Source organism: Metabacillus mangrovi (genome assembly GCF_009711125.1).
GTDB lineage: Bacteria > Bacillota > Bacilli > Bacillales > Bacillaceae > Metabacillus_B > Metabacillus_B mangrovi.
Genome location: NZ_WMIB01000007.1, coordinates 122773 through 142944 on the forward strand (window position 1 = coordinate 122773; position 20172 = coordinate 142944).

Here is a 20172-nt window from a genome sequence, read left to right on the forward strand (position 1 = left end):
TATTCTGTATTTAGTTTAACATAAAATTACAGATCACTGTTTGGTTTTTATTATTGTATTTACGGCAGGTAATATCCAGCAGCCGCGGGAAATTAAACAGACCAAATCTTATGATTTGGTCTGCTTAACAGGAAGATTCATTTTCTCTTAAGGTTTTATTGGCTCAGCAAAAAAACAATTTCTTCATAATCGTTTGCTTCAGCAAGACTTCGGGCGGTTTCTCCGTCGCTGTTAAGGATATCCGGATCGGCACCGGCTTCGATCAGAAGACGGGCTACTTCAGAGGACCCGTTTTCGGCAGCAGTCATGAGCGGCGTCCAGCCGTATTCATCCAGCGTATTGGGGTTCGCACCGTATTCGAGAAGCAGCTCCGCCATTTCTACGTCATTGGTGTAGGCTGTTTGTACAAGGGCCGTCTCGCCGGAACTATTCCCTTCGTCAGGATTGGCCCCTTCCAGCAGCAGTCTTTCCACTTCTTCAGTGTCTTCATTAAAAGCCGCTTCTGTGAGAGGGGTTTCTTCATAATACTCTTCTTCTGACTCAGGAAATACGCCTTCGAACGTTTCGGCTGCTTTTACCCCAAGCAATCCAATTCCTGCAAAAACAGCAGGGAAGACAAAGAACACAGCAACGATTACGGTAACGGTGTACTTGGTGGTTTTTCCGATTGTGGCGGAAGCAGGCATTTCTGCATACCACTCAATCGCACTGATCCGCTTCGGAAGCGGCGGGTGGGTGGAGAAGAGTTCCATCAATGTGATGATAAACCCTTTTTTCTCGTTGTACTGCTCGAGAAATTCAGGGAGCTGCACCTGTTTAAACAGCCTTTTTCCGGCTGCGAAAACCAACAGTGCACGAATGGCACTGTCCGGCTTCCCCGTATAATGAACAGCCATCCGGTCACACGTGTATTCACACGCTCTTGAATAGGCTTCTCCTAAAAACGGAACCCACATCGCCGGGAAAATGAAGAAGTTCTTTCCGATATGATTGCGTTTAATATGGGCAAGCTCATGGGCGATTACATATTCTACTTCATCTTCGTGTGCTTCCTCTGCAAGCTCCACAAAGTCGGAGTACAGCACGACGAAATCCTTCCCGAACAGGCTGAACATTCTTGTGGCAAAAGCATTCAGGATTCCGCCGGATTCAATGATGTAAACCTCAGGCATTTTTTTCAATTCCATTTTCTTGCTTAAAAGGACGGTCTTTTCATATAAAAGGGGAAACTGCGTTTCTCTTAACCGAACCCCGTTCACTTGGATATGCGCCATGAACATCGCATGGCTGAACCAGGTGAAAAGGCCGAGGACCGCCACGATCAGAATACCAATGATAGAAATAAATAAAGACAGGAAAATCGAGATACTGAATAGGAGGCAGAATACAAACAGGATTTCTTCATACTTGTGGACAAGCGGCTTTTGGACGGTGTTCATCGTTCAGGAAATTCTCCTCTTTTTTTCTATTTTTTTACTCATCAGAGAATTATTTTATCACCGTTCCGGCTTTTAATATAGGTCTTTTGCATGGAAATATCCGCTCGCCTTCTATATTTCCGTTCTCAAGTCCCAAAGCTCCGGGAAAAAGCGCTGATCCAGTACTTTTTTCAAGTAATTCACTCCGGAAGAGCCACCGGTTCCCTGTTTAAAACCGATGATCCGCTCGACGGTTTTCATGTGCCGGAATCTCCACTGCTGCAGCCAGTCTTCAATATCGACCAGCTTTTCTCCAAGCTGATACAGGTTCCAGTATTGGCCGGTATTCCGGTATACCTCAAGCCACGCAGCCTGAACCGAACCGTCCTGCTGATATGGTTTTGTGTAATCTCTGTTCAAAACTCCGGGATGAATCGCAAGGCCTGCCTTTGCAAGGGCACGGATGGAGATGTCGTACAGACCCGGCTCCCGGTAGGCTTTCGCAAGTCTTGCATGAAGTTCTTCATCCTTTTCATAGATTTTCAGAACATGGGGAGTTTTATAGCCCAGCGCAAACTCGATCAGCCGGTATTGATAAGACTGAAAGCCGGAAGCCTGGCCGAGCTTATCCCGGAACTCCATGTATTCAGAAGGAGTGAGTGTTGACAGCACATCCCACGCCTGAATAATCTGGGACTGGATTTTGGAGACGCGTGCGAGCTGCTTGAAGGCTGTCGGCAGGTCTTCTTTTTCTATTGCTGCACTGGCAGAATGGAGCTCATGCAAAATCAGCTTCATCCAAAGCTCGCTCACCTGATGAATAATGATAAACAGCATTTCATCATGATGGTCCGACAGTCTCACCTGAGCGGACAGGATTTGGTCGAGCTGCAGGTATTCCCCGTAGGTCATGCTGTTTTTGAAATCTGTGTGGATGGACTTTTCTTCTTTATTGTTCACCTTTCCCGCCTCCCAATTTACGGATGACCGCCCTGACCGGACTGCCGTCGCCTCCTGTAATAGGAAGGGGGAGTGCGATCAGTTCGTAGTCCCCGATTTCCACAGTGTCGAGCATCAGGTTCTCGAGAATGTGGATGCCGTTTTCATACAGTGCATGGTGTGACTCCATTTCTTTGCTGTCAAGCGGGTCAACGGATGGAACGTCCACCCCGATCAGGAAGATGCCTTTTTCCTTTAAAAGTGGTCCGGCATCCGGAAGAACGGGAACGATCGTTTCTGGAAAGTTTTCGGGACGGTTCGGAACGGCTGTTTTGATCAAAAGCCTTTCCGTGCCTTCAAGGCTATGCTTCTCAAGTGCTGCCCTGCTGATTTCCGTTTCACCTGATAAATCGATGACTCTTGCCGGGCCGATAAAAATGTGGATATCAAGTTCATCAATGGTGGACCCGGTGTCACTGAAATGAAACGGCGCATCTGCATGGGTCCCGGTATGAAGACTCATCGACATGTTCCCGATGTTCACCGAACCGGTTTGCTCCTTCGTAAGCTTGAGCCCGCTTGAAAACGGCACATCGCCGGGCCAGTGGCCGATCCGGCTGTTCAGCGGCTGGGTGATGTCGATCCATTTCATTTACGCCACCACTCCCCGTTTGTTCTCGAATTTTTTGTACGTCTCTCCGTCCATAATCTTTTTCAGCTTCTGGACCGTCTGCCAGACTTCTTCGAACGTATTGTATAAAGCAACGGGGGCGAGACGGATTCCATTCGGCGCCCTGAAGTCAGGGATGATCCGTTCTTCCTTCAGTGCCCGGCAGATCCTCGCCGCTTCCGGATGCTCGATAAACAGATGGCCTCCCCTGCTTTCATCAGCCGGATTTCTGACTTGGAAGCCGTATCCGGCAAGCTCATGGCCGATCAGATCCATCATATACCCGGTCAGCTCCAGGGACTTTTTTCGGACTGCTGGTAATCCAGCTTCGTTAAAAATTTCAAGCGATCCGCTCAGTGGAGCCATGCTCAGCAAGTTCGGCGTTCCCATCTGAAAAGCCCCGGCGTGGCCGGCGGACACAAATTCATGCTCCATATCAAACTGTCTCGTTTTGTCTGAACCGAACCAGCCGGAAAGCCCCGGCTGCACACCAAAATGGCGTTTGTTCACATACAATGCGCCGGCAGCTCCCGGTCCTCCGTTCAAATGCTTATACGTGCACCAGAAAGCGAAGTCTGTGCCCCAGCCTGAAAGGTCATGAGGAACCGAACCAATCGAGTGGCAGAGATCAAATCCGATCAGAATGTTCCGCCCGTGCGCAGCCTTTGTCAGTTTTTCCATGTCAAGAACCTGGCCACTGCGGTACTGAACACCAGACAGGACGACCACTGCGACTTGCTCCGTCATCGCCTGGATGATGTCCTCTTCGTCAAGGGTGTGACCGTCACGGCTCTTCACTTTGATAAGATGCTCTTCCGGATCCAGTCCCTTCAGCGCAATCTGACTTTGTAAAGCGTAAATATCCGTCGGAAAACTAAGTTCGTCCGTTACGATTTTGGTCTTCCCGTTTTCCGGCTCATAAAAAGTGGCCAGGAGCTGATGCAGGTTCGCCGTTGTGGAGCCGGTCACAATCACTTCATCCGGTTCTGCCCCAACTAGCGGCGCCATCAGCTCACCCAGCTTTTCCGGCAGGTAAAACCAGGGCTGTTCCCCCTCTGTCCAGCCGTCAATACCGCGGGTTTTCCACGCTTGCATGACGTCCTCCACCGCCTGCTCTGATCGCTTGGAAAGAAGACCAAGTGAGTTGCCGTCCAGGTAAATCGTATCCTTTATGAGACAAAATTCGTCTCTGTAATGCGCCAGAGGGTCAGCCTGATCCAAGGTTTTCGCATATTCCAATGTGAATTTCTCCGTCATTTTATCAGCCCTTTCAAGAATTGCAGTCTACAAGAAGTATATTTTAGCGGTGAGAGCGCTGTCAAAAAGAGCTTCTTCCAGACTCCACTAAAAAAGCGGCTCCCCTATCGGAAGCCGCTCTTTCTATTACACCGCCCGGTTCCAGTGACGGTGGGCAGCAATCGCCTCGGTAAATGCCGCAGCAAATTCATCCGGTGCGTGGCCGGTGATGACTCCCGGCTCGCCTGTCATTTCCTGTGCCTCGAGCCATCTTTCTCCTTCATGGGTTGCACCAATCGGCTTGAAGTGAGTGAAGGCTTCCTGCAGGAATGCGGATGCATCTTTATAAAACCGCTTGCCTGCTCCTTTTCCTCCAACCGCGTAGACAGCGTCAAATAATACGGAGTCACATGTCAGGAAGGTGTGCTTCACCTTCAGTTCGCTTCCGTCCGTACCCTTCAGCTTGCCGAGCTTGCTGCTGATGATCTCCGGCTGGATGCCTTCTTTCTGAAGCGCGGTCAGGATTTCTCCCACTTCCTCACTGTTGAAACCATCATCCGCAATCACGCCGACTTTTCTTGTCGCCGGGCTTTTCTTCGTGTTCTCCTGGCTCAGTGCCGGAGATGATTTTTCCAAGCTTGCTCCCCCCGCTTGAGGAGGCTCCACACCGATCGCTTCTGCAAAGCCCTGTGCGAGCTCCAGGCTGACATTTGAAAACATGTCCACGACCTGCTTCTGCACAGATTCGCTTTCGACCTTCCCGAGCTCAAAGCTGAAGGCATCGATCAGATGCTGCTTTTCCGCTTCGCTCATGCTGTTCCAGAAGAGAGCAGCCTGGGAAAAATGATCCCGGAAGCTGTCGCTGCGGGCCCGGACCTTATAGCCCTCCACTCTTTCCTGGTAGTGGGTATAGCCGCCTTCTTCCGGGCGGGCCGGAGCCGGTGTGTTCGCTGCCAGTGAATTTTTATGATAAGCGACCTGGCCTTTGTTGATCGTGTGGCGGCCGTATCCGTCACGCTGGTTGTTGAAAAACGGACAGACCGGACGGTTGATCGGCAGCTCATGGAAATTCGGGCCGCCAAGACGGATCAATTGGGTGTCTGTGTAAGAAAACAGCCGTCCCTGAAGCAGAGGGTCATTGGTAAAATCAATGCCGGGTACAACATGTCCCGGATGGAAAGCAACCTGCTCCGTTTCTGCGAACACGTTATCCACGTTGCGGTTCAGTGTCATTTTGCCGACGATTTTTACCGGGATGTCCTCCTCCGGCCACAGTTTTGTAGGGTCTAGAAGGTCAAAGTCAAACGTAAATTCGTCCTCTTCATCGATCATTTGAACGCCGAGCTCGTACTCGGGATAATCCCCGTTCTCGATCGAATCAAATAAATCACGGCGGTGGAAATCAGGATCCTTTCCTGAAATCTTCTGTGCTTCATCCCATACGAGGGAATGCGTTCCGAGCACCGGCTTCCAGTGAAACTTTACAAACCGGGCTTTCCCTTCTTCGTTTACGAAGCGGAATGTATGGACCCCGAAGCCTTCCATCATCCTGAAGCTTCTCGGAATCGCCCGGTCGGACATCGTCCACATCACCATATGGGCTGACTCCTGATTGTTGGCCACGAAATCCCAGAACGTATCATGAGCAGAAGCCGCCTGCGGAATTTCATTGTGAGGTTCAGGCTTTACCGCATGGATCAGATCCGGAAATTTGATCGCATCCTGTATGAAAAACACAGGGATGTTGTTCCCAACCAGATCGTAGTTCCCCTCTTCCGTGTAAAACTTCGTCGCAAATCCGCGCGCATCTCTTACTGTTTCTGCCGATCCACGGGATCCCGCTACCGTTGAAAACCGGACAAATACCGGTGTTTTTACTCCCGGATCCTGTAAAAATCCGGCCCTCGTATACTCTTTCATAGACTCGTACACTTCAAATTCCCCATGGGCTGCAAAACCACGGGCATGCACAATCCGCTCCGGAATCCGTTCGTGGTCAAAATGGGTCATTTTTTCGCGGAAATGGAAATCCTCAAGCAATGTGGGCCCGCGCTCTCCTGCTTTCAGCGAAAACTCATCCTCCGCTACCTTCAGGCCTTGATTCGTCGTCAGTTTTTCGCCCTCATCCTTCACACGGTACTGCTCAAGCTGCTCATCTTTGCGATTCTTCACCAATGACACCCCTTTTGGATATGTATCTTGTACTCTACCCTTCAAAGACGGTTTTAAACGGAAAATTCTAGTAAACTTGAGTGCTGATTAATAGCCGGCAGACAGCCCCAATCAACATAGCCAAACAAAAAAACAGAACCCTTGTTTCAGGATTCTGCTTTCACGATGGCGGTCAGCTGATGATTCCGTTCCTGCTGTTCTTCAGCGGATGCCAGGTCATATTTTTTCAAAAGATGGAACACTTCATTCAGGGACTCCTGAGAGGGGCTCCGGTTCAAAAAGCTTTCCACATCCATAGACGTTTTTTGCGGGAGGTGCTCCTGCTGGTCATTCAGCTTCTGCAGGACGTCCTCCAGACTGTGGTCTATACTGCAGCTCTTCTGCTTCACCTCCTATTCCCATTTAAACGTATAGCTTGCCGCGATAAAAGCGCCAATCACCCAGCCGCCAAGGATAAGCGCTTCTGTTCCGAGGCTCATAAAGGAAGCACCGACATTCATGACTTCCCTTAACGCATGGCTGAGATGCGAAATCGGGAGGACATACACGATCGGCTGCAAAAACTCCGGCATGTTTTGAATCGGAAAGAAAACGCCGCCGAGAAACAGCATCGGAAACGACAGGAACCCGGCAATCGGGGCTGCACTCTCCGGGGTTTTGGCAATGCCCGCGATGATGAAGCCAATCGCCATGAACGCGAGGGTGCCGATAATGACAAAAGCGATAAGTGTTAGCCAGGACCCGCGGACCTCCACACCAAAGACGAGCTGGGCGATAATGAGCACAAGGAGCGCCTGCAGCCCGTTCAGCATAAGGCGTGCCGTTATCTGGGCAGCGATAAAGGTCGAAGCTTTAAGAGTCGTGCCCTGCATCCGCCGCAGGATGCCCCGCTCTCTCCAGGCCGCGATCTGTCCGGCGACTCCGTTCATATTGTTGCTCAGGATCATCATCGCCACAATCCCGGGCACAAGAAAGTCGATGTATTGCAGATTCAGGGTTTCGATTCCCTCTGGAGCCGTAACAATTGCAGGCTCGTAGCCAGCTTTCTCTTTGCTGATCTGATCGACCGCACCGTTTACGAGCTGGATGCCGATTTGCGAGACAGTGGCATTCGTTTCATCGTAGTATAACGGCAGTGAAACAGGCGTATTCTGTGCAAATTTTTCTCCGTATCCTTTCGGAATAACAACCGCTATCTGCAGGTTACCCTTTTTCACTTCACTGAACGCCTGATTTTCGTCCGCTGCTTTTTCCAGTTTCATTGCCTTGTTTTTTTCCAAGGAAGAAATGAACGATTTTGATTCAGCCGATTGATCCTGGTCAACGACTCCTACCGTCACCGACATGTTGTTGCCGCTGCCAAGGAAAGAGCCAAGCATCACCATCAGAAAAATCGGGAAAGCGAGTGTCCAAAACAGCACCTGACGGTTTCTTAGAAAAATCCGCAGCTGGGTTAATGTTAACTGCCAATAAGCCTTCATGCTTCCCTCAAACTCCTTCCGGTCATATGAATAAAGACATCCTCAAGTGTCGCTGTCCGGATTTGCAGATCGGCAAGCTTTAATCCGTGGCTGTCTGCAGTCTGAATCAAGCTCGTCAGCGTGGTCTGGAGCTGATCCGTATATAAAATCATCGCATCCTGCTGTGACCCTACCTGCTTGACACCCTCGATCGTGTTCAAATCAAGTGCGGCACTGTCTTCTTCAAAGCGGAATTCGACCGCGTTCTCCGATTGCAGGCTGCGCACGAGCTCGGACGGCGTATCAAGCGCAATTAAGCTCCCCTGATCCATAATCGCGATACGGTCGCAGAGAACATGGGCCTCATCCATATAATGTGTCGTCAGAACGACCGTTTTTCCTTTTTCCTTCAGGCTGAAAATAATATCCCAGAGTGTTCTCCTTGCCTGCGGATCGAGACCTGTCGTCGGTTCATCGAGGAAGATAATCAGCGGATCATGCACGAGAGCAAGCGCGATTGCAAGACGCTGCTTCTGGCCGCCTGACAGGCTTTTCACCCGGCTCTTCGTCTTATCTGTCAGCAGCATATCGGCAATCAGCGGCTGAATTGGAATCTGCTTTTTATAAAAACTTGCGTACAGATGGAGGATCTCCTCCACCGTCAGCAGCTCAAACAGGGTCGTCGACTGCAGCTGTACACCAATCACTTCTTTCACATTATTTAAGTCCTTCACAACATCGAATCCGCCGATGTCAGCGGAACCTCCGTCCGGCTTCCTCAAACCGACCAGCATTTCAAGCGTCGTCGTCTTCCCAGCACCATTTGGACCAAGAACGCCGAACACTTCTCCCTTTTTCACCTTAAAGCTGATCCCGTTTACAGCGGTAAAATCGCCGTATGTTTTTACTAAGCCATCTGCGGTGATAATTGAATCACTCATTTTCCACACTCCGAAATGGGGCAGTGTCGCGCTGCCCCGATTTAATTTATATAGGTATGTATTCTTTACGCAGATCTATTATCCCTGCTTAAATGAAATTCCGTGCTCCGCCATCGCGGTCTTCAGGATGCCAATCGCTTTCGGACCAACTCCATGAAGCCCTTCAAGCTCGGACTCTTTGAGGCTGCTGAGCTGATGCAGCTCTGTGATTCCGGCATTTTGCAGGGCGCGCTCGGCGGGTTTGCCGATTTTGGGGATTTGGGTTTCGCTCATTTTGGATTCTCTCCTTTTTTCTGCTTTCATTTTCAATAGAGATAAATCACAATTTTATTACAGGACTAATAACCCATAAATACGTATTACTATTATCTCAAGTTGAATTATTAAGCACTAAAGACTACCCTCCCCCCTAATTAGATGGTAATATATTAAAGCTTTTATACTACCAATAAGAATAAACTTACAAGCGGAGGAATAACAATGAATCTTTGGATAGGGAATAATCCTACCCATTCTCAAAAGTATGTTACAACAAAGTTTAAAAAAACTCTCAATCATATCGAGCATACCGTTTTGGTTGACGGGGAATTCGTACTAAAGATAATAGAAGCAGAGCTTGATAAAAAGTACAATAACGATTCAAACGGTGTACTTATTATAACTAATCATAAACTTATTTTCGCTTCGAGCAGGGACAAACAAATTTTTCACTTTAATTGCATGAGAGATTTAGGCTTAGTAGCAGACGGAAAAGATAAAAACGAATGGGTAATCAGATTTTATTCAAACGGATATTTTTATAAGTTTGATGATATTAAAAAAAATGATGATACAGACGAGTTCTTTTTCACTTTGAAAGAAAAAATTCATAATCCCTCCCAAGAAATCCTTACGACTGTAACCCACAATTTTGATTATTTCCTTCATGCTCAGAAATTGGATCATTTAAAGTTAAATGGAATAAAAATAACACCTTTCCTTATGAAACGGGATGATAAAGGAGTTTCTTCAAACGGAGCAAGGCTTTTAAAAGAAAAACATACTCAATCACAGATTGTAACCGAAGGATTTTTTGTTCAGGAAAAGAAGAAGGGTAACTTTATTGTAGTAGATGAGAAGGTTTACCTGTATGAATACAATCAGGAAAAACGGAAAGCCACCCCTATAAAAGTATGGCCAATCATTTTCTTTAATCATGTAAACATTGATTATTTTGCTTTAAAAACAGAACTTCACACTAACGAGGGGAAGTTAGTATTAAACAATTCTGGAAAAGAGTTCGCTGCTATTCTTATAGAACGTGGCATACAAGTATCAATATTGAAAAGAAAATGGTATAAAAAAATCCTGGGTTTTCGTTCCGGTAAGTGGTGGAAATCTTCTATTGCCTCGCTAGTTTATTTTTTAATTTTTTTTATAGGGATTTCTACTATTTTTGGTGAATCGCCAACTGAAGAAAAAGCGGCTAATAGCTCCAGTCAAATAAACAGCTCTGAGAACAGCACTGCACAAGAAAGCAAAATGGAAACTACAGCTGCCTCCGCAAAAACAGAAGAAAATCAACAAGAAGAAGCTATACGTCTTGCTGAAGAGCAAAAAAAGAAAGAAGCTACTGCACGTCTTGCCGAAGAGCAAAAAAAGATAGCAGAAGAAGCTCGCATTGCTGAAGAGCAGAAAAAAACAGCAGAAGAAGCTCGCATTGCTGAAGAGCAAAGAAAAGAAGAGGAAGCCGCACGGTTAGCTGAGGAAGAGCGAAAAGCAGAAGAAGAAGCCGTGGTTCAAAATGTATTCTATAAAAATTGTTCGGCGGTTCGTGCAGCCGGTGCTGCGCCTATTAGAGAAGGTGACCCAGGATATTCTACAAAGCTGGATAGGGATCGGGATGGAATAGCTTGTGATCAATAATTAGAAAACCACAACCAATCGTTGTGGTTTTTTATCTATAAAAGATATCTATAGTTCGAGATTGTGTCGAATCCCCCCGAAAAATCGATATATCACGATTTTCGCTAATATATTTTTATTTTCGCCGATATATAGTGATTATCGACGATATATTACGATTTTCGTCGATATATTGAAAATTTCGCCGATATCGTGCAGCGGGGTTCAGGTGGAGCACCAGGAGACCGCTTTTAAATCCCCATTCATCCACTATCCCACCATATTCATCCACAATATCGTAAACAAACCCATCAAAATGCAGTCCTCTGCCTTCATTTTAGGCCCAATCCGGGCAAAAATACCGGACGTGCGATGCAGCCTGGACCTGGGATCCGTTTTTGCTTGTACCATCTTACCCAAAAACGAGTAAACTACCTTAATCAGATAAAACCCCAGACAGCAAAAGAGGAAGAGGGGAACAAACTCAAGCAATAAACCCGGCATCGGCTTACACTCTCCTTTTTTTCCATGCTCTTCCTCTATTCTATCATCTTATTTTCTTAGTTTGTGCATTTCGTCCGCTACGAATTGAACGGACGTACCGACGATGACCTGGATGCTGTTGGAGCCGACGATGTTGATTCCCGGGATGCCGGTGGATTTGATTTTCTGCTGGTTGACGGCCTCCATATCCTTTACTTCCACGCGGAGGCGGGTCACACAGTTATCGATGGACGTGACGTTGCTGTCTCCGCCGAGACCTTCATATATCTCAGCAGCCATGACGGCATACTTATCTCCCGCCGCAGCCGGTGCCGCTGCTTCCTGCAACTCCACATCTTCGCGGCCCGGAGTTTTGAAGTTAAAGCGGACGATCAGGAAGCGGAACACAAAGTAGTAGATCACCGCAAACACCAATCCCTGCAAAATCAGCATGAACGGATAATTGGCGAGCGGAAGCCCGGAGCTGAGCACAAAGTCAATGAGACCGGCGCTGAAGCCGAAGCCGGCCGTCCAGCCAAAGAACGCGGCAATCGCAAGCGATAATCCGGTGAACACAGCGTGAACGACATACAGTGCAGGCGCTGCAAACATGAAGGCAAACTCGATCGGTTCTGTTACCCCTGTCAAAAAGGCGGCAAAACCGGCGGCCAGCATAAGAGAGGCAACCTGCTTTTTCTGCTTGGATTTTGCTGTGTGGTACATGGCGAGCGCCGCTGCCGGAAGACCGAACATCATCACAGGGAAAAATCCTGCCTGGTACATGCCGGTGACGCCTTTTGTTCCTTCACCGGACCAGAATTTCCCGATATCGTTAATCCCCGCGACATCAAACCAGAACACGGAGTTCAACGCATGGTGAAGCCCGAGCGGAATGAGGAGGCGGTTAAAGAATCCGTAGAGCCCCGCTCCCACAAAGCCAAGGCTTGCAATCGCCTCTCCAAAGGATACAAGAGCTGTATAGACAACCGGCCAAACGAAAAGCAGGATCAGTGAGGCCACGATCATGGCCAGCGCGGACATGATCGGCACGAGACGTCTTCCGCTGAAGAAGGCAAGGGCATCAATGAGTTTTACCTGGCTGAAACGGTTATACATAATAGAAGCAATAAGTCCGGATAAGATCCCGATGAACGGGTTATCAATTTTTGTAAAAGCAGCGTTCACATTTTCAGGCGGTATGCCCTGGATGACAGCTACAGAATCTGCCGACAGCAGTGTGGTAACTACAAGGAAAGCGACGAGCCCGCTCAGTGCGGCTGAACCGTCACGGTCTTTTGACATCCCAAGTGCAATCCCGACCGCAAATAAAACACCAAGATGGTCAAGAATCGATCCTCCTGCTTTAATCAAAAATGCAGCGAGCTGGTTACCTGAACCCCATCCTTCGTGATCAATTCCATAGCCGATTCCGAGCAGAATCGCTGCTGCCGGAAGCACGGCAACCGGAAGCATCAGTGACCGGCCAATTCTCTGCATGTATTTCATCATGCTGATTTCCCCCTTTATCTCTTGTCTGTTTCCATTTAAACGCATTCCAAAGTCCTTCTCCTCATACTTGTCAGGTAATGTCCCACCTCCTATAAGACTATGTTTATGTAAGCGTATACATAGTTTAACACACTGGATCCATAAGGAATGGTCTTTTATTGTATAAAAAATACAGCGACACCAGCTGCTATCGGACTTTCATTTATGCTGACCACCTTTTCATTGCAACCCTCCTTTAGAAAATAACAGCATCATCCCGGCGTTTTCCCGCATTTGCCTACCCTGAACAAAAACCCTCCCCTGACATTCTCCTGACACATTCCCCCCGTAAAGTACAAGTATAAGGTTCAGCAAGACAGCCTTAACCACATACTCAGGAGGAAATCCAATGAAAAAATCAGTGATTAGCTTTGCAGTAGCAGGAACCGTTTTACTCGGAGGCTATGCAGCATCTTCGGCGTTTGCGGCAGGCGATGCAGAAACAAGTACATCAGCCGATGTGAAGGCTCCGAATTTTGGCGGCAAGGGCTTTGGGAATAAAGGACATGGCAAGGGCGAATTCTTTGAAATCAATTCTGCAGAGCTGCTGGCAAAGGCAAAAGAACTCGGCATCAAAACATCCGGGAAAACAGCTCCTGAAATTATGGAAGAAATGCGGACTGCGGTTCTGCAGAAAGAAGCGAAAGAGCTTGGCATCAAAACATCCGGCAAAGACACAGAAACGCTGGGCCAGGAAGTCCGCCTGGCAAAGCTTAAAGAAAGAGCAGAAAAACTGGGGATCTCTGCTGCTGATAAAGACGAACAAACGCTTCGCAATGAAATCGAACTTGCCCAGCTGAAGAAAAAAGCGGAGAAACTCGGCGTAGCAACAGACAACAAAGATGAACAAACGCTGAGACAGGACGTTATGACAGCGGTATTGAATAAAAAAGCAAAAGAACTAGGCGTTTCCACAAGCGGTAAGGATCAGCAGACAATCAAGCAGGAAGTGTTCACTGCAGCCATCAATAAAGAAGCAAAAGAGCTTGGCATCACAACGAGCGGCAAAGACATCCGGGAGCTCGCTAAGGAAGTCCGTATCGCTAAAGTAAAGGCCGATGCGAAGAAATACAGCATCACGGTAGACGGGAAAACACTTCAGCAAATCGATACAGAGGTCATGGACAAAAAAGTGGCAGCTCTGGCAAAAGAACTGAACATCTCAACCTCCGGCAAAACGACCCGCGATTTGCTGGAAGAGATCAGGGATAAAAACCCGGATAAGCTTGAGGAACTTCTTGATAAGGACGGCCTTGGACTTGGAGGTTTAGGCAAAGGGTTTGGTAAAGGATTTGGCGGTCCACACGGCGGCGGCAAAGGCCACGGCGGACCAGGAAAAGACGGACGTGCAGGGAATCCGGAACAAGCGGGACCAGAAGCAGCTCCGGAAGGAATGGGAATCTAATAAAAGAAGAACTCCCTGGTATTTATCGCCAGGGAGTTTTCTTGTATAGTGAAAAGGACAGGAGGCGCGGCCGTGAACAAAACCATTTTAGTAGCAGAGGATGAAGTGACAATCGCAAGAGTGCTCAGCGCCTATTTGAAGCATGCAGGGTATGAGGTGCTCCATGTTTTTGACGGGCATGAGGCGGTTGCTGTTTTTCAGGAAAAAGCACCAGACCTTGTATTGCTCGATGTGATGCTTCCGGGCATGGAAGGCTGGGAGGTGCTGCAGGAAATCCGGAAAAGCAGTGCGGTCCCGGTGATCATGCTGACTGCCCTCGGGGATTTAGACTATAAATTAAAAGGCCTCAATCAGGGAGCGGATGATTACATTTCAAAGCCGTTCATCGGTGAAGAGGTGATCGCCAGAGTGAACGCTGTCCTGCGCCGCTCATCAAAAATACTGGATTCCGGCACCCGGATGCAGTTTGGTTCCTTAACCATCCATTTGGACTCGCGTAATGTTTCCATCAGCGGAGAAGCGGTCATCCTTACGCCGAAGGACCTCTCTCTGCTGATTTTTCTTGCAGAACGGCCAAACCGGACCTTTACACGGGAAGATCTGATTGAACAGGTATGGGGCATGGATTATGAAGGAAGCGACCGTGCAGTCGATCTGGCGGTCAAGCGGATCCGGCAGGCACTTTCCCGCTGGCCTTCTTCGCAAGGCGAAATCAGGACTCTGCGGGGATTGGGGTATCAGTTCAGTGTTTATGAAAAATAAAAAACGAACCACTTTATTAAAATATTGGACGACCCGGTACCTGTTCTCCCTTTGCATCGGGCTGCTCCTGCTCGGATTTGCCTCCTTCTGGTGGATCCGGCAGACAACGATCGAGAACCGGCTGAACCTGCTGGAATACCTCGCGGCGGAGACCGCTGAACGGGCAGCCGGACAGAGCAATTTTGCGGAATTTGACCGGCGCATCGATGAGAGGGCGAGAGTACTGGATATGGGCAGCCCCCCGCAGCTATTCATCACGAACAATAAAGGAGTGATGATGGGAGGCCCCAGAGGCCCGGGTCCTGAAAACCGGCTGAGACCCGAAAAACGAAAGCTTCCCGCTAAGATTTTTGCCAGCAGCGAACCGGTACAGAAACTGAAAATAAACGGCCTTTCTTTATACAGCATTAAAGAGCCTATCGTTCTGGATTCTGAGCAAAGAGGCTGGGTGGTGGTCCTGCAAACCGAGGATGAGCTGGCGGACGTCAACCAGGAATACCGCCTCATCGCCATCCTCCTATTCGGTCTCGGATTGCTTGGCTGGGGCGTGATCTATGTGCTTTCCAAGCGGATACTGAAGCCTATTCAAGAGGTTGCAGGTGCTGCTGCTGTCATTAAGGATGGCCAATACGATGTACAGTTGAACACCGATGTCCGGGAGCAGGAAATCTATGACCTCGTCACATCGTTTGAAGACATGACCCGGCGACTCACACAGCTTGAAAAACTGAGAGCCGAGCTCCTTGCTGGAGTGACCCACGATTTAAAAACACCGGTCACCTCCATAAGCGGGCTTGTCCAGGCCGTCCGCGACGGGATTGTGACCGGAGAAGAGCGGGAGGAATTTCTAGACATTACGCTGAAAGAAATCCACCGTCTTCAAAAAATGATTGCCGACCTGCTCGACTTTAATTCCCTTTCTGCAGGTGCTTTTACGCTCCATATGGAAACATGCAATATGAACGAACTCGTTCACGATATCGTAAGGCAGTGGAGCGTCACCCAGCAAAATGCGGTGCAATGCGAAGTACAAACACCGGACACACTTATCACCCGCGAAACCGATCCGCTCCGGCTGCAGCAGATTCTCATCAACCTGCTGAACAACTCCAGCCAGGCAATGGATGGTATGGGGAAACTGACCGTATCTCTTTTTGAAGACCGGATTGAAGTCGCTGACAGCGGACCCGGAATTCTGGAACAGGAACAGCCCTATATTTTCGAGCGCTTTTTCCGCGGGGAAAAGAAAAAGTTAAAAGTCCGCGGACTCGGTCTCGGCCTGCCCTTCAGCAAAATGCTCGCCAAGGCATTGGGCGCCGATCTGGTCCTGAAGGAAAGCGGCCCGAGCGGAAGTGTGTTTGCAGTAATCTGGAAGTAAAAAGGCTGTGCTGTCAGAGAGCACATCCTCTAAAAATGGGGGTCTTTTCATGATTATACTGGCTATCACTCTCTTTATCATCCTGCTCAACTATTTTCTCATAGTGAAAACGAACAAAAAGATCGTACTCATCCCTGCGATTGTCCTTCTCCCGCTGGCCCCCTCGATTACAGGCGTCTGGCTGGAACTACAAAAAGAAGAAATTCAATTTATTCTTCAATTTCTGGAATCCGGATCCTTTTATCTATCCATCATGGCATTCCCCGTCATCCTCTGGCTGCCGCTCTGGTTCGGAATGATTTACTCGGCGGGGGCAGCTTTATTGATTATTGAGTTTTTTTTGGTTAGGAGGTGGAGACTGGGTACCGTTTAGTCCATCAGTAACCGGTTTGCCTTTATAAAAAAATACTTATGAATCATGTGAACGAAAAGAAACTGAAAGGAAGCAGATATTCCAAAGCAGAATAAAACAAGCCCGGCCGCTCCATACTTGGTGTACGCCCCAAAGTAATAAGCAGTACATCCCCAAAGGATGATCAGCACCGTAAAAATACTCATTTGGATTTTCGCGGTTATGTTAGTTTCGTATTTTTTCAGGGAAGTATACTTTCTTTCGTAATGCCTGAAAATCATGTACAAAGAAGCGGCAAACAAGCAGGTTAAGACCATGAGAAGGAGCGGCTGCCTGATCATGAGGAACGTGTAAAACAATCCGCAAACAAAATAAGACAGAGCCGCTATTCCCCCGAGGCATCCCAGAAATAAAATGATTTCAAGTACAATTTTTTCTGATTTGCGAAAAATCAGTGTCAGCATCCACAGATTAAGAAGGACAAGCAAGCCGTATATCGGATAAAGCCAACTTCCTGCAAGGTCCGGAACTGTATACTCATTAAAAACGGGGAGCAGGATTAGCCCGCTGAAGTCTAGCCCAATTACCGTTAAAACCGCTAATCCGACCTTGATTCCAGGGGTTACGGCCGGCAGCGATAAATGCTCTTTAACATGAGAAGGAATCTTGTGCCGTTTTGTTTCTGGTTTTATTTTATAAACAAATTTCATGAGACTGACAAACTCCTATTCTGCTTCATCCGCCCGATACTGATCATGCATCGGACGGAACAAGTCCTCTTCCGCTTCACGGACAATGGAGAAGTGATCCACATTGTAATGCCCATGCAAAATTTCATTATGATGGGCAACAATTTGCTCCCCGGTTAATACAGCTGAGTCTGTTGTCGAATGGCCGTCTTTTACAAGAGTGACATCCATTCCGCTGACAGTGGCAGTACGGACAGCCGTATCGATGCAATGCTCCGTTTTGCAGCCCATGATAACAAGATGATAGATCTGTTTTTCCTTCAGGTGTTCCAAAAGAGGAGTGCCATAAAATGCATTGGTCGCTTGTTTATTAAACACAGCCGCCCCCTCGTGAACCGGGATTTCCGGATGAATATCAAATCCCTGACCCTTTCCATCCGCTACGTCGAGATCCCGGATATATATGACCTCAGCTCCTGCTTCGTTTGCCTTCTTTATTGTTTTTTGAATAGTGCTTAACAGAACGGCTTTGTTCACCACTTCTTTTTCGGTATGATTTCCTTCAATAAGCTCGCATTGAGCGTCGATAATTAATAGTGCCTGATTCATTGAGAGCCTCCTATTATGCTTTTCTCCTTTCGGAGCTTCAGTCGATCAGCTTTCACTCTATCAAAGTACTTTGTGAACTCGGATTCTCCCGAATAGGTAATTGAAAGGTAATCCTTCGAGCGTGTCATTCCAATGTATAACAGGGATACTTCCCTCTCTTTGTTTTCTTCGAGGGCAAATGGCATATTTTCCGCGTTCACGATGAATACGGCTTGAAAATCCAGTCCTTTGCTGCTGTCAATCGTGCTGATGATGACATTGCCGCGCTCTTTCTCGTAGTCTCTTTTACTGTCGGCACTTTCAGTAAGCCAGAAGCTGGGGATTGCTGATTCTTTTAATTCATTTTGAATCGTTTCGATTATGTTTTGATTAAATGTTCGTTTAACTCGGTAGAGAACGAGCATCTCTGAATAGGGTACACCTTTTTCAGCATGCAGCCGTTTCATCAGTTTGGTCACAAAACCCATTTCTTCTTTTAGATTTTTGCATTTTACGATAGCCGGCTCCGGTCCCTTGCGGCGGGTACTTTGCGGAGAAATAATCTCTTCTCCTTCTAAAGACCCTTTTACAACCCGATTTTTCAGCGTGGAATGATTTCGGTAAAAATCCCAGGCGAAATTGACGATCTGAGCGGTGTTCCGGTAATTAATGGACAGGATTTTAGAACGTCCCTGAAAGCTTAAGCCTGTATCCTGGACATAAGAACGCTTTCTGGAGTAAATATTTTGTGCCCTGTCTTCAACTAGCAGCAGCATCTGTGTGTCAGGATTCAGAAGAGAACTGGCAAGTGACAGCCACTCTGGTTCAAAATCCTGCCCTTCATCAATCAGAATGGCATCATAAGAGGGAAGAATGGTTTCCTTTGCCGCCAGTTTCTTCAGCATGAGAGGAATTTGCTGTTCTTTCATTTTGAGCTCCTGCTTAAGCCATGCATGAAAGTTGAATACTTGGATATTTTTCATGTCATTGGCTTGAGATTTAGGATCAAAATCAAATAGATCCTCCGGTTCATTCATTTTCATCTGGATCATGTACTTAATTTCCTGGGCCAATGAAATGTTATAACAGAGGACAAGTATTTTCCAATCGGGATGCTGTTTGGAAAGATATTTTGCTCTAGCGGATAGAATTAGCGTTTTCCCGCTTCCCGCTACGCCGCGAATCAGCCGGTTCTTGTCTCCAATCTGTCTTGCCAGATTCTCCTGATGCAGATCCATCGTTTTGATATCATGAAGGGAGAGCAGCAGCTGATCCTGATAGGGGACAGGAGCTTTGAATTCTGCACTGATTCGTACTTCCGGAAACAAATGATAGCGGATGGAGTCGATTTCTCCTTTTGTAAGCGGCTCCTTCAGTCGGAATGGGATGACAAACATGTCCATTATTTTTTCAATAAGATGCTCTTCTGAAAACCCCTCTTTATCCGGGTCAATCTCATCACGGGTTAATACAAGATGCGGCTCACAGACAGAATATAAACCTTCTTTCACAAAAAAATCCTGCTTCAGGCGTGTGAAAACCGCCCCGTAGCCTGTGGGAAATTTAAGTTTAAATTTGTAGGGTCCTTCCGTTTGAATCAGGTTTTTATCCTTTTGAAGGACGTTTGAGATATGAAACATATAGTCTCTTGCCTGTTTTAGCGGACTTTTCACCGTTGTCTGGTGCCCTTTCGTATTCACGATCATCCATGTATCAGGATTCACCTGCAATATCGTATTTTGTGTATAATCCTTCACTTCCAGGACAACAAGACCAAGATCAGGTCCGATAATAACGAAATCCGGGTGACGGCCGAGAATTTCCGGTTCATAGTAAACAATATAATCATCAGGCAGAGAGTTTTTCAACACAGCAAAAAGCAGTCTTTCGCCAGCAGTGGCAGAGGAACGGATTGTCTCCGGAATGGTATAGGCCAACTTTTTTCACTCCACTATTAGTAAGATATAATCAGTACTTTCATCATATCTCATTTAAGGAAATATTTGTCGATTATAATAAAATAAAGCCGGAAGCTTTTTTCCTGCTCCCGGCTTATTCATCATTATGTCGAATCCCCTCGAAAAGTCGATATATCGATTTTTTGATCGATATATCATAAAAATAGTCGATATTTCTAAATAATAGTCGATATATTAATATTTTAGTCGATATCGGTTGAGCCCCCTAACTTTGGACACTCTCTTCCGAATTCTAATGTTTTCTCCGTTTTTCAAAGAGCGATCTTTC

The 20172-nt window shown here is 47.4% G+C and carries 18 protein-coding genes; 5 read left to right on the forward strand and 13 right to left on the reverse strand.

All coding sequences use genetic code 11. The features are described from left to right. Positions 1-155: 155 nt before the first annotated feature. The 9 genes from GKZ89_RS09635 to GKZ89_RS09675 all read right to left on the reverse strand — a co-directional run bounded on the left by GKZ89_RS09635 (position 156) and on the right by GKZ89_RS09675 (position 9109). A complete protein-coding gene (locus GKZ89_RS09635) occupies positions 156-1439 on the reverse strand; it encodes a M48 family metallopeptidase (protein WP_155112194.1) in 1284 nt (427 codons plus the stop codon). Positions 1440-1550: 111 nt separating this feature from the next. After that, the gene (gene kynA, locus GKZ89_RS09640; protein ID WP_338324913.1) at positions 1551-2378 is read right to left on the reverse strand and encodes a tryptophan 2,3-dioxygenase; all 828 of its coding nucleotides are present in this window, start codon (positions 2376-2378) and stop codon (positions 1551-1553) included. Continuing rightward, complete coding sequence (gene kynB / locus GKZ89_RS09645; RefSeq protein ID WP_155112195.1) at positions 2368-3009, reverse strand: arylformamidase; 642 nt, start codon at positions 3007-3009, stop codon at positions 2368-2370. The genes kynA and kynB overlap by 11 nt, the downstream gene beginning before the upstream one ends. Beyond that, entirely contained in the window at positions 3010-4284 is a 1275-nt protein-coding gene (gene kynU, locus GKZ89_RS09650; protein WP_155112196.1) for a kynureninase, read from the reverse strand. A gap of 126 nt (positions 4285-4410) precedes the next feature. Next, positions 4411-6444, reverse strand: coding sequence for a catalase (locus tag GKZ89_RS09655; RefSeq protein ID WP_162356662.1), 2034 nt, complete (start codon positions 6442-6444; stop codon positions 4411-4413). Between the two features lie 137 nt (positions 6445-6581). Further along, a complete protein-coding gene (locus tag GKZ89_RS09660) occupies positions 6582-6824 on the reverse strand; it encodes a group-specific protein (RefSeq protein WP_162356664.1) in 243 nt (80 codons plus the stop codon). 3 nt (positions 6825-6827) lie between these two features. Further along, positions 6828-7916 (reverse strand): ABC transporter permease, encoded by a 1089-nt coding sequence (locus GKZ89_RS09665; protein WP_155112198.1) that lies wholly within the window; start codon positions 7914-7916, stop codon positions 6828-6830. After that, positions 7913-8836: an ABC transporter ATP-binding protein gene (locus tag GKZ89_RS09670; RefSeq protein ID WP_155112199.1), complete on the reverse strand. Its 924-nt coding sequence runs from the start codon at positions 8834-8836 to the stop codon at positions 7913-7915. Before GKZ89_RS09670 ends, GKZ89_RS09665 begins: the two co-directional genes overlap by 4 nt. Before the next feature lie 78 nt (positions 8837-8914). Then, entirely contained in the window at positions 8915-9109 is a 195-nt protein-coding gene (locus tag GKZ89_RS09675) for a helix-hairpin-helix domain-containing protein (RefSeq protein WP_155112200.1), read from the reverse strand. Between the two features lie 207 nt (positions 9110-9316). Here GKZ89_RS09675 and GKZ89_RS09680 point away from each other — a divergent pair, with 207 nt between their 5' ends. Further along, a complete protein-coding gene (locus tag GKZ89_RS09680) occupies positions 9317-10741 on the forward strand; it encodes an excalibur calcium-binding domain-containing protein (protein WP_155112201.1) in 1425 nt (474 codons plus the stop codon). A 531-nt stretch (positions 10742-11272) separates the two neighbouring features. On the opposite strand, the gene nagE is transcribed toward GKZ89_RS09680, so the two are convergent. After that, positions 11273-12712 (reverse strand): N-acetylglucosamine-specific PTS transporter subunit IIBC, encoded by a 1440-nt coding sequence (gene nagE, locus GKZ89_RS09685; RefSeq protein WP_155112202.1) that lies wholly within the window; start codon positions 12710-12712, stop codon positions 11273-11275. A gap of 388 nt (positions 12713-13100) precedes the next feature. Here nagE and GKZ89_RS09690 point away from each other — a divergent pair, with 388 nt between their 5' ends. From GKZ89_RS09690 to GKZ89_RS09705, 4 genes are all read left to right on the forward strand, one after another. After that, positions 13101-14156 carry a hypothetical protein gene (locus tag GKZ89_RS09690; protein ID WP_155112203.1) on the forward strand — a complete coding sequence of 352 codons (1056 nt, stop codon included), beginning with the start codon at positions 13101-13103 and terminating at the stop codon, positions 14154-14156. Between the two features lie 72 nt (positions 14157-14228). Beyond that, positions 14229-14918, forward strand: coding sequence for a response regulator (locus tag GKZ89_RS09695; RefSeq protein ID WP_162356669.1), 690 nt, complete (start codon positions 14229-14231; stop codon positions 14916-14918). Beyond that, the gene (locus GKZ89_RS09700) at positions 14908-16296 is read left to right on the forward strand and encodes a HAMP domain-containing sensor histidine kinase (RefSeq protein ID WP_155112214.1); all 1389 of its coding nucleotides are present in this window, start codon (positions 14908-14910) and stop codon (positions 16294-16296) included. The genes GKZ89_RS09695 and GKZ89_RS09700 overlap by 11 nt, the downstream gene beginning before the upstream one ends. 49 nt (positions 16297-16345) lie before the next feature. Next, positions 16346-16669 carry a hypothetical protein gene (locus GKZ89_RS09705; protein ID WP_155112205.1) on the forward strand — a complete coding sequence of 108 codons (324 nt, stop codon included), beginning with the start codon at positions 16346-16348 and terminating at the stop codon, positions 16667-16669. On the opposite strand, the gene GKZ89_RS09710 is transcribed toward GKZ89_RS09705, so the two are convergent. The 3 genes from GKZ89_RS09710 to GKZ89_RS09720 are packed head-to-tail and all read right to left on the reverse strand — an operon-like array spanning position 16666 to position 19862. Continuing rightward, complete coding sequence (locus GKZ89_RS09710; RefSeq protein ID WP_155112206.1) at positions 16666-17358, reverse strand: hypothetical protein; 693 nt, start codon at positions 17356-17358, stop codon at positions 16666-16668. The genes GKZ89_RS09705 and GKZ89_RS09710 overlap by 4 nt on opposite strands. 15 nt (positions 17359-17373) lie before the next feature. Further along, the gene (locus tag GKZ89_RS09715) at positions 17374-17946 is read right to left on the reverse strand and encodes an isochorismatase family protein (protein WP_155112207.1); all 573 of its coding nucleotides are present in this window, start codon (positions 17944-17946) and stop codon (positions 17374-17376) included. Further along, positions 17943-19862: a 3'-5' exonuclease gene (locus GKZ89_RS09720; RefSeq protein WP_155112208.1), complete on the reverse strand. Its 1920-nt coding sequence runs from the start codon at positions 19860-19862 to the stop codon at positions 17943-17945. Before GKZ89_RS09720 ends, GKZ89_RS09715 begins: the two co-directional genes overlap by 4 nt. Between the last annotated feature and the right edge of the window lie 310 nt (positions 19863-20172).

Coding starts and splice junctions, on each gene's coding strand:
- GKZ89_RS09715 (WP_155112207.1), bottom strand. CDS start 17,946: ATGAATCAGGCACTATTAATTATCGACGCTCAATGCGAGCTTATTGAA.
- GKZ89_RS09705 (WP_155112205.1), top strand. CDS start 16,346: ATGATTATACTGGCTATCACTCTCTTTATCATCCTGCTCAACTATTTT.
- GKZ89_RS09670 (WP_155112199.1), bottom strand. CDS start 8,836: ATGAGTGATTCAATTATCACCGCAGATGGCTTAGTAAAAACATACGGC.
- GKZ89_RS09635 (WP_155112194.1), bottom strand. CDS start 1,439: ATGAACACCGTCCAAAAGCCGCTTGTCCACAAGTATGAAGAAATCCTG.
- kynU (WP_155112196.1), bottom strand. CDS start 4,284: ATGACGGAGAAATTCACATTGGAATATGCGAAAACCTTGGATCAGGCT.
- GKZ89_RS09690 (WP_155112203.1), top strand. CDS start 13,101: ATGAAAAAATCAGTGATTAGCTTTGCAGTAGCAGGAACCGTTTTACTC.
- GKZ89_RS09710 (WP_155112206.1), bottom strand. CDS start 17,358: ATGAAATTTGTTTATAAAATAAAACCAGAAACAAAACGGCACAAGATT.
- GKZ89_RS09675 (WP_155112200.1), bottom strand. CDS start 9,109: ATGAGCGAAACCCAAATCCCCAAAATCGGCAAACCCGCCGAGCGCGCC.
- kynB (WP_155112195.1), bottom strand. CDS start 3,009: ATGAAATGGATCGACATCACCCAGCCGCTGAACAGCCGGATCGGCCAC.
- GKZ89_RS09700 (WP_155112214.1), top strand. CDS start 14,908: ATGAAAAATAAAAAACGAACCACTTTATTAAAATATTGGACGACCCGG.
- GKZ89_RS09665 (WP_155112198.1), bottom strand. CDS start 7,916: ATGAAGGCTTATTGGCAGTTAACATTAACCCAGCTGCGGATTTTTCTA.
- nagE (WP_155112202.1), bottom strand. CDS start 12,712: ATGATGAAATACATGCAGAGAATTGGCCGGTCACTGATGCTTCCGGTT.
- GKZ89_RS09680 (WP_155112201.1), top strand. CDS start 9,317: ATGAATCTTTGGATAGGGAATAATCCTACCCATTCTCAAAAGTATGTT.